Below are 444 nucleotides of genomic sequence, written 5' to 3' on the forward strand. Positions count from 1 at the left end.
GGCTACACGGCCAAACGAGAAGTGGGTTACCGACGTTACTGAATTTGCAGTCAATGGGCGAAAGCTGTATTTGTCTCCAGTAATAGATCTCTTCAACAACGAAGTTATTTCTTACAGCCTGTCGGAAAGACCTGTGATGAACATGGTCGAGAATATGCTCGATCAGGCATTCAAAAAGCTTAAGCCTCACGAGCATCCTATTCTGCACTCTGACCAGGGATGGCAGTATCGTATGAGAAGGTATCAAAACATCCTTAAAGAACAAGGCATTACACAGAGCATGTCCAGAAAAGGCAATTGTCTGGATAATGCAGTCGTGGAATGTTTCTTTGGAACCTTAAAGTCGGAGTGTTTTTATCTTGACGAGTTCAGTAATATAAGCGAACTGAAGGATGCTGTTACGGAATATATTGACTACTACAACAGCAGAAGAATTAGCCTGAA

General features: G+C 42.3%; 1 protein-coding gene. It reads left to right on the forward strand.

The window, feature by feature from the left end; all coding sequences use genetic code 11:
- Positions 1-444: IS3 family transposase (locus HX884_RS26780; RefSeq protein ID WP_178329062.1), on the forward strand; the 444-nt coding region annotated here is incomplete at both ends.

Source organism: Enterobacter sp. SECR19-1250 (genome assembly GCF_013391025.1).
GTDB classification, from domain to species: Bacteria; Pseudomonadota; Gammaproteobacteria; order Enterobacterales; family Enterobacteriaceae; genus Enterobacter; species Enterobacter cloacae.